Origin of the sequence: Lentibacillus songyuanensis, assembly GCF_039548255.1 — a bacterium.
GTDB lineage: Bacteria > Bacillota > Bacilli > Bacillales > Amphibacillaceae > Lentibacillus_C > Lentibacillus_C songyuanensis.
The window spans coordinates 189,586-198,445 of sequence record NZ_JBCLVH010000006.1 but is presented as its reverse complement, the minus strand read 5'-3'; the positions used below and the strand labels follow the sequence as shown (position 1 = coordinate 198,445).

Here is an 8,860-nt window from a genome sequence, read left to right as displayed (position 1 = left end):
TCAAAAATAATTAGAGTCGTCTTTTTCATTATATATCTTTAGTTTCACTGAAAAATTATAAGATTTTCAGTGGCCTCATTTTATACCAGCTGGGTTTTCCATAGTGGTTGCCGATAGTTTTCAGTATTTTTCATTTCTAGCCGGTGGTGTGGTTCATCCCACTCTTAACGGGCAGTAAGACTCCCACTTCGAGATGTTGAGGAGAAATCAAAAAGGATAGCGGGAGTTAAGTCTGAAAGAAATTCTTTCATGACGTTTTGTGCCTCTGGAAAGGCATGGATATAAACTGCCCGTAAAGGTCCGATTCTGTTCAACTAACATTCAGTGGGGGAGGAAGGGAAACCCCCACTGAATGAAGTTTCACTTTATCGGCGATTTGTGAAGACCCTTAAATATGCTATTTTACGACATGATCACACGCTGAAGAATAGCGGAATTCTTCTTTACAATAAAAAAGTCACTGCAAAATGGTTGAAGAAATGATAAAAATGTATTATTATACTCTATGTGCCTCGCAAAAAAGGACCATTTTAGATGCTGGTGTAGCACAGTTGGTAGTGCACGTCACTCGTAATGACGGGGTCGGGGGTTCAAATCCTCTCACCAGCACCATCTTTCTTTTGGAGAAGTACCCAAGCCCGGCTGAAGGGGACGCACTCGAAATGCGTTAGGACGTTTTCGCGTCGCGTGGGTTCGAATCCCACCTTCTCCGTTCATTTTATCGTTCCACACCAATCCACGTTATCTATCTTTCTTCTTATCATCCTTGTTTAATCAAACGTTTGTTCAAATCCCATACTATTTATAAAATCCAATCGAATGAAGAACTAACACCCCGATAATCGCAAAGATAAACCCAGTAATTAATATCAACAACGGCGTTTTATAGTTTTTCTTATCTTCAAACCAGGCAATAATCGCCACTCCTAAAATAAGCAGCATACATAACAGCACAGCTACAAATGGATTCGTCGGTGTTATCCAATCATACCAATGTCCACCATTCACCAATATCGCACCCTTTCGATCATGCATATGTCTAATACCTATACTACTATTATTAACATGAATCAGTGACAATATGAAAATGCAGGGCTTATTACCGTACGTTAAACAACAGAAGGGCCTGAGACAAAATGCGTTTTTACCAAAGAAAAAACCGAACTAACCAGAAACTATGGCTGGTGCACTTAACCCGCTCCGGAAATATACTTCGCTTTCCGCGGGCGGCTGGTGAGCCTCCTCGTGCTGACTGCGGGGTCTCACTGATGCCTTTCCTCCCGCCGGAGTATACGTATATTTCCTCCGCTAAAGTAGTGCATTATTATTCGTCTTTAAGCTTGAACATTTTAGTTGTATCCCAGCCCCTTCTGAACATTAAATAGTTAATTCATCATATTTATCTTCCGGTGCCTCCAATATAAACGGACTGCATCTTTCATCCGTTAACAGCACGAGCTCATGCATCGCCCTTGTGCAAGCTGTGTAAAAAAGCGTTCGATCCGCTTCACCTGTATACGCTTTTTTCGATGCATCCGGGATGACGACTGCGTCGAATTCAATCCCTTTGGCCAAATAAACCGGCAGCAGCAAGACACCTTTATGAAAGGAACGGGTTTCCTCATTGAGTTGGATCATGGCTAACGACTTATTTAATCGGTCAAACAGCGTATCACATTCCTCTTGCGTCTTACAAATCAGTGCAATCGTTTCATAACCGTTATCCTTTAATGCCTTGATTTTAGCAACCAATGGCGCAACAATATTTCCCTGATAGCTGAGCAACTCCGGTTTCTTTCCTTCCCGGTTAAATGGCTCAATAATTTTACCATCCGGTGCAAAATATGCCGTGAATTCAACAATTTGCTTGGTAGATCGATAACTTTTTGTTAGAACGATCCTTTGAAGATAATCATCTTTCTTAGCCGGAACAAGTGGACTTCCCTGAATGGCATGCGTGTAAATGGCTTGATTCACATCCCCTAATAACGTCATCCTTGTATAAGGGAACTGATGCTTGATATAGGCAAATTGAAACGGTGAATAATCCTGCGCTTCATCAATAAACAAATGCCGAACAGAGCGATCCGCGTTATCCCCTAATATGCTCCCTTTAACATATACGTACGCGGCAGCTTCTTCCCACGCTAGATATCCCCGGGAAAGATCCTTCATCGTCTGCTCTCTTATCTCATTCCAATGGCTTGGGGCATCTTCAGGCGACCAATCGGTAAAAAACGTTTGATAGGTTGCGTAAATATTAACGAACTGGAATTGCTTAATTCGCTGTTTCAACGGGGAAAAGGCCTTTTTTACCACCTTTTCCCGCAAAAAGTCTTCTTCCGTTTCCTCAGCATATAACTCATCTTGATCCTGCTTTTGCATATGGTAATGGGCCTGTAGATATTCTTCTTTATCTAACAGCTCTATTTGTTCCATAACCCAATCCTTGTTTATCTCTTTAAGCTGCTGATTTTGTATTTCACATAGCAGCCATTTCGCAACAAATTCTAGTTTATTCGGAATGGTAATAGTTGGATCCAAAGAATAAAAATAGTCGTAAATCTGTTCTTTGGCAACAAATACCTGTTTATGGAAGGCTATATTCTTGAAAATCAGCCCTTCTTCCGCCAAACGTAATAGAAACGCCTCCAAATGCTGTTTAAATGTTACGCTTGATTTATAATCGATGCACGCCATTTTCGTTTGATAATCCGTATCTTGTTTTCCGGTCAATTTATATTCCATATGTTGAAATGGCGATTCGACGGTCCACTTATCCCCAATTTTTTCTTGCAAATATTCATAAAATGTAATCTGCTGCACATTCGCTTCCCCTAGCTCGGGGAGGACATTGGCGACATAACTGCTGAATAATGGATTTGGCGAAAATAAAACAACGTTATCAGCACGTAATGTGTCGCGGTACCGGTACATGAGATAAGCAATTCGTTGCAATGCAGCCGATGTTTTGCCGCTTCCCGCCACGCCCTGGACAACAAGATAGCGGTGCTGTTCATCACGGATAATTTTATTTTGCTCTTTTTGGATGGTGGACACGATACTTTTCATCGTTGTGCTTGCATTATTCCCAAGCGCTTGCTGCAATAATTCATCGCCTATGGTGACTCCCGTATCAAACATCCCTTTAATGACACTATTACGGATAATAAATTGTCGCTTTAATGTCATCTCACCTGAAATGGTGTCTCCTATTGTTTCATATGCAGCCTTTCCGGGGGAGTAATCATAATAAAGACTGGAAATCGGTGCGCGCCAGTCATATATGAGAAATTCCTCGTCATTACGGTCCATTAAGGATGCGATGCCGATATAAATCGGTTGACTTTTTGCTTCCCCATCCTCCTGAAAATCAATACGCCCGAAATAGGGATTACTTTCCAGACGTGCTAATGTCTTTAATTCTTCTCCTATTTTTCCATGAAATCGTTCCCGTTCTGATAATAGCTCGGCTTGCTGTTTGATACTTGCCTGTGTTTCGATGACGTCATCCGGTTCATCCAGATTTACGGTGACATCTTCCCAAAAGTTTTGCCGTAAATCAATGACACTCTGCTTTAATCCAGATGATTTTGCATACAAGTTTGCTTGCCGTTGATGAATTTCTTCCACTACACGATCTACAAGCTGCTGTTCCGCTTTCCGACTTTCATTCTCAGTCATCTAATTCCCCCATTATCATTTGTAAGATTCATTTTTGTTGACTTTTAATTTCATTTGTGATAAAATTTATATAAGGATTATTATATGTTCTATTTAAAAATAGGCAACAATACTTTAATGATACAACGTTAATGTTTATCTTGCAAGCACTTTTTGCAATTTAAACGCTAGCGTTTTTTTAATGGAGGTTTTCCAATATGCGCGCATTTGAAGAATTAGCCTCACTTTCAGCGGTACAAGAATTCATTCAACACCACCAACTTTCCTTTCTGTTTATTTCACGTCCTGATTGCAGCGTTTGTCATGGTTTATTTCCGCAGGTACAAGTATTAATGGAAAATTACCCCGAAATTAAGTTGGGGCACATCAATGCGGATGTGGTACAGGAAGTTGCCGGGGCATTTTCCGTATTTACGGTTCCGGCCCTGCTATTTTTTATTGATGGAAAGGAATATATTCGCGAAGCCCGGATTGTTCCGCTTGATTTATTAGAGGAAAAACTAAATAAAATATATAAGCATATGGCTGGTTCATCAGATTGATTCAGTCATTGTTCTTGTATGAATCATAAGTTAGCCGATTTCACATAAATTTATCCTTAAGAGCGAGAATACCTCCATCCTCTATAGGTGGGGAATAAATCGGTAGGTCTTGGCTCTTTATTATTCTTTGCAAAAACTTATCAAAACACGTATACTGAAGTAAAGGTGGTGGGAACACGTGTACGAAACACAGCAAATACGGATTAAACCCGGTCATCGCTTATTTTCCCATCTTAAGCGATTAACCGAAGCCAGCAAAAATCTTTACAACACCACGAATTTCTACATCCGTCAGATTACACAGCACTTAAAACCGATAAACCCTTGCACCCGCTTCAACAGGAAGTCATGGATCAACTATATACGTACCTTCCCATTTTTTTCCGGGAAGCGAATCAAGCGCGGTCTGTACCGGGCAAGCTACTGAATCCTGATCAATGCGGATGTAAACGGCAGTATGAACATATTGCGAAAAGTATGTCCCAATGCTTTCAAGGCGGAGCGTCTAGCGGGGTTGTGCCATCAGGCAAATGTGTCAACTCCACGAGTGTTAAGCATTGGTTAGCCTTTGATACACTCGAAACTCCCTCCCTCTAAGCATAGCGAAGGCGGGAGAATATTCATCTGCAGAGCCTTCATAAAATCTTATCATTAGGGTAAATTTCAATAGCGATGAACAAGAAGGGAGACACTCATATGAAAATACTTATGATTGGTGCTACTGGCACGATTGGAAAAGAAGTTACAGCACTATTGGAAAAGGATCACAACCTCATCCGCGCCGGTAGAAATGGTGCTGATGTGCAGGTTGATATCACCGCTGAAGACAGTATCAAGCAAATGTATGAAAAAATCGGCCATGTGGATGCGGTCGTCAATGCATCTGGCGGAGCGAATTTTGCCTCTGTCCCGGAACTGACTCCAGAATTAAATGAAAAAGGGATCGAAAGTAAGCTCAAAGGACAAATCAACCTCGTGCTGTTAGGGTTAAACCATGTGAATGATCATGGCAGTTTCACATTAACAACCGGTATTATGATGGATGACCCGATTCGCCAGGGCGCTTCAGCGGCAATGGCTAATGGTGGTGTGAAGGCATTTGTCAAATCAGCCGCGATTGAGATGCCGCGTGGAATCCGAATTAATAGTGTTAGCCCAAATGCGGTTCAGGAATCATGGGAACGACTGGAGAGCCTCTTTCAAGGGTTTGACCCAGTTCCTGCAAAACGTGTAGCATTAGCTTATAAAAAGAGTGTCCTGGGGGCGCAATCCGGGCAAAATTACGAGGTATATTAGAAAAAAGACCTTGCTTGAGGTATTTATATTAAAGTGGACCCCATGTCAAGCAAGGTCTTTTTTATTAAATTTCCCGCCGCATTGCCTGCAAAACATCAATTTGGGTAGCGCGTTTCGCTGGCCGCATTCCTGACAAAATTGTCACCAGCAGACAAATGACAACCGCTATGATAACCAAGGTTACCGGAATCGATGAAAACTTTAGTCCATCTGGCAGTTCTTCATCAAAAGCCATTTGCAAAATTAACGGTAATCCTGCATTAACCAACAGACTTACCCCATAGGCCACAACCGTCCCGATAATAGCACCGATCACCCCAATATAGGTGCTTTCCATGAGAAAGATTTGTTTGATCGCTTTTGGGTTGGCCCCGATTGCCTTCATGATCCCAATATCAGGCGCTCGTTCCGTCACCGCCATGGTCATCGTATTATAGATGCCAATCGAAGCAATCAATACCGCAATCGTACCAACCAAAATCAACCCTGCCTTGGCGATCGTAAATAGCACATTTAATTGTTTCATTTCACTGACAACCGAATACGTTGCGTAACTAGCATCATCCAACTTGTCCGTAACTGCCTGTACATCTTCCAAGCTATTCGCAAATACCTTTACATCATCAAACACATTCGCATCAGCTTCTGTCTCATCCTGCTCATAATTTGGGTCGGGGATGGCTCCTTTTGTCGTGCCAGTGAAAGCCTCCACCTCATCCAGAACATCCTGTGAAATATAGACAGTTGCATCCTCCATCCATTCCTTCGTTGGTTTTTTTGTCACACCAACAATTTTCAGTGGAATGGTATGTGTATCGCCCTTCTTCACATTTTCTGCTTTTTGAATGGTCATGTCCAGCGTTTGGTCAATTACGTCCCCATCATATTGGTATTCCTTCTTCAAATTGCCATCTTCATCATAGAGAGCCTCGCCATCTGAATCAGCATGTAGATACTTCGCAAAATCATGACCAACAATAATTTCATCATCTGCTTTTGGCAATCTGCCACCCTGTAATTCCAATCCTGATTTTATCTCTGAAGGAAAATCAGCTACCACCGTTTCCGCATCCGCCTGATAATCGTCTAGGTTGAAAGCAGGCATTTGCTGAAGGCTCTTTCTCCGAGTAACAGCCTTCACCCCATCGATTAATTCCATTTCCGTGATATCGTCTATTGTTATTGGTCTGTAATCCCCACTCGCTCCTTCATGGCCATAAACATCAATTTGGGTAACTACCTGTTGCTTCAATGTATCATCAACAACCGTTTGCTGCAGGCCATAGCCAATCGATGCCAAAACAATTAGGAATGCACAGCCCATAGCCGTCGCTAAAATGGTCATGAACGTGCGTGCCTTGTTCTTCTTTATATTCTGTCTGACAAATAAAAACCGATCCTTTAACCTCATATATGAACCTCATTTTCTAGCAATTTACCATCCGAGATGGACAGACTGCAATTGCCAATCTGTGCAACTGCATCGTCATGGGTAATGATGAGAAAAGTCGTCCCCAATTCGCGATTTAACTGTTGAATAAACTCTAATAAAGATGCTTCCGTTTCACTGTCCAGACTTCCGGTTGGTTCGTCAGCCAGAATTAATGGCGGGTTTAGCACCAATGCTCTGGCAATACTAACCCGTTGCTGCTGCCCTCCAGATAATTCACTCGGATAATGATCACAAAACGCGGTTAGGCCAACTTTGTCGATCATTTCCATCACTAAAGTTTTTCGTTTTGACGCGTCCATCCCTTTAAATGTTAATGGCAATTCAATATTTTGAAAGGCTGTCATACTCGGGATCAACTGGAAGCTTTGAAAGATAAATCCTAAATGTTCCAAGCGGAAATCAGCAAATTGCGCTTCCGAAAAGTCAGTCACATGCTGATCAGCAATCCAAATATCCCCTTCACTCGGCTGGATATAACCACTGATCAAGTTTAGTAGAGTGGACTTGCCAGATCCACTCTTACCAACAATCGAAACAATCTCTCCTTTATTTACCTGAAAAGAAATATCTGTTAACACAGGAAGCGTCGTTTTTTGTCCTTTTTTTCCTAGTGTAAAATGATGACTGAGCTGTTTTACTGTAATCAATCGTTATCACCTGTTTCTTCTTCAAATAAGAAATCATTAATATATAATTCGTAATCCGTTATGTCATGGTTATCCTTTATCGCAATAGTTCCTTCATATACCGTCTTGCCCGACTGCAAATCTACAACCATGACCGAGGTATCCTGCTGGGCCATTTGCTCACTACTGACAATATACGCGTGATCATCCTTTACTTTCATGAGCGGACTGCCCATTTCCTCCGCTTGATAGGACGTCGGCAATTTGATCGTTTGCTTTTCTGTTATTTTCTTAGTTTTCATATCATAGGCAATGATGTCCAACTGATTTTTCTTCATTTTGCTAAAGTACAGTGTTGTTCCATGAACCGACTGCACCTCAGTCCCCTGCTGGAGCTGTTTAGGTAAAGCCACTTCAGCATGTTCATCCGTTTGCAAATCATAATAAAACACATTGCTTTCGGTATACGTTATCTCCCCATCTTCAGGCGAAACCTTGTTATTTTCTTTCACAATTAATATATCCTTGGTTTCATCATTACTAGCATTTTCTCTGGATAAAACCCTCAACCATTCATATGCATCTGAGTTATCTGAGCCAGATACAACGGTCTCATCATCAACCATTTTTCCCGATTGTATATCTAGGCTGTAGACACGCATGTCCGTATCATCAGACGTATCACCTGCTGCTAGCATGTTTTGTGTAAGCACCTTCACTTGATCATCCACCAGATATACGCGTTCCACATAGATATCGGAATACTTCCCATCCTGATTAACCGGAATCGAAAAAGATGACTGTTGCTTATCCTGCTTATTCAGAATTGCAGTATGTAGTTTAAAATCAGTTGATTCGTACCGATATGATTCTGGCTCTACATTGGCATAAACGACAACGTTCTTGTTCTCGGCGAACATTTCCGCATTTCTAATTTTGCCACGCAAAAAGCTCCGATAGTCCTGTTTCAGATGAGCGATTTTAGGATCGTTTTCATCTTCCAAACGTTTGAAAAAGGACTGTTTTCCTGTATATACCGCTCCTTTTGTAGTGATGTCCACCATGTCGTCCCATGACGCCGTCGCATAATAATAGGCTTCCAACCGAATATGATCAACCAGTGCCTCATTACCGCTTTTTGTCTGTAAAACCATTTTTGGGTAAATACTTGAATCTTGCTTAATATAAAACGTCCCTACCGTCAGCACGATAACCACAACCAGCACAATTAACTTCCAATAGCGTTTCATCTCCATCCC

7 protein-coding genes and 2 tRNA genes are annotated in these 8,860 nt (G+C 41.6%); 4 read left to right on the top strand and 5 right to left on the bottom strand.

The window, feature by feature from the left end; all coding sequences use genetic code 11:
* Positions 1 to 536 precede the first annotated feature (536 nt).
* Together WMZ97_RS08705 and WMZ97_RS08700 are read left to right on the top strand one after the other, a co-directional pair.
* A tRNA-Thr gene (locus tag WMZ97_RS08705) sits at positions 537 to 612 on the top strand.
* Positions 613 to 622: 10 nt separating this feature from the next.
* Positions 623 to 712 (top strand) — tRNA-Ser (locus WMZ97_RS08700).
* An 86-nt stretch (positions 713 to 798) separates the two neighbouring features.
* Here the strand turns inward: WMZ97_RS08700 and WMZ97_RS08695 are convergent.
* Both WMZ97_RS08695 and helD read right to left on the bottom strand, forming a co-directional pair.
* Positions 799 to 1,035 (bottom strand): hypothetical protein, encoded by a 237-nt coding sequence (locus tag WMZ97_RS08695; RefSeq protein WP_343271680.1) that lies wholly within the window; start codon positions 1,033 to 1,035, stop codon positions 799 to 801.
* 342 nt (positions 1,036 to 1,377) lie between these two features.
* Positions 1,378 to 3,684: an RNA polymerase recycling motor HelD gene (helD, locus tag WMZ97_RS08690; protein ID WP_343271679.1), complete on the bottom strand. Its 2,307-nt coding sequence runs from the start codon at positions 3,682 to 3,684 to the stop codon at positions 1,378 to 1,380.
* A gap of 197 nt (positions 3,685 to 3,881) precedes the next feature.
* On the opposite strand from helD, the gene WMZ97_RS08685 reads away from it, so the two are divergent.
* On the top strand, positions 3,882 to 4,226 hold the full coding sequence (locus tag WMZ97_RS08685) for a thioredoxin family protein (protein WP_343271678.1): 345 nt from the start codon (positions 3,882 to 3,884) through the stop codon (positions 4,224 to 4,226).
* A 696-nt stretch (positions 4,227 to 4,922) separates the two neighbouring features.
* Positions 4,923 to 5,522, top strand: coding sequence for a short chain dehydrogenase (locus WMZ97_RS08675; RefSeq protein ID WP_343271677.1), 600 nt, complete (start codon positions 4,923 to 4,925; stop codon positions 5,520 to 5,522).
* Between the two features lie 64 nt (positions 5,523 to 5,586).
* Here the strand turns inward: WMZ97_RS08675 and WMZ97_RS08670 are convergent, their stop codons facing one another.
* The 3 genes from WMZ97_RS08670 to WMZ97_RS08660 are packed head-to-tail and all read right to left on the bottom strand — an operon-like array spanning position 5,587 to position 8,851.
* A complete protein-coding gene (locus WMZ97_RS08670; RefSeq protein ID WP_343271676.1) occupies positions 5,587 to 6,933 on the bottom strand; it encodes an ABC transporter permease in 1,347 nt (448 codons plus the stop codon).
* Positions 6,930 to 7,622, bottom strand: a complete 693-nt coding sequence (locus tag WMZ97_RS08665) for an ABC transporter ATP-binding protein (protein ID WP_343271675.1) — start codon at positions 7,620 to 7,622, stop codon at positions 6,930 to 6,932. Before WMZ97_RS08665 ends, WMZ97_RS08670 begins: the two co-directional genes overlap by 4 nt.
* On the bottom strand, positions 7,619 to 8,851 hold the full coding sequence (locus WMZ97_RS08660) for a hypothetical protein (protein ID WP_343271674.1): 1,233 nt from the start codon (positions 8,849 to 8,851) through the stop codon (positions 7,619 to 7,621). The genes WMZ97_RS08665 and WMZ97_RS08660 overlap by 4 nt, the downstream gene beginning before the upstream one ends.
* Positions 8,852 to 8,860: the final 9 nt, after the last annotated feature.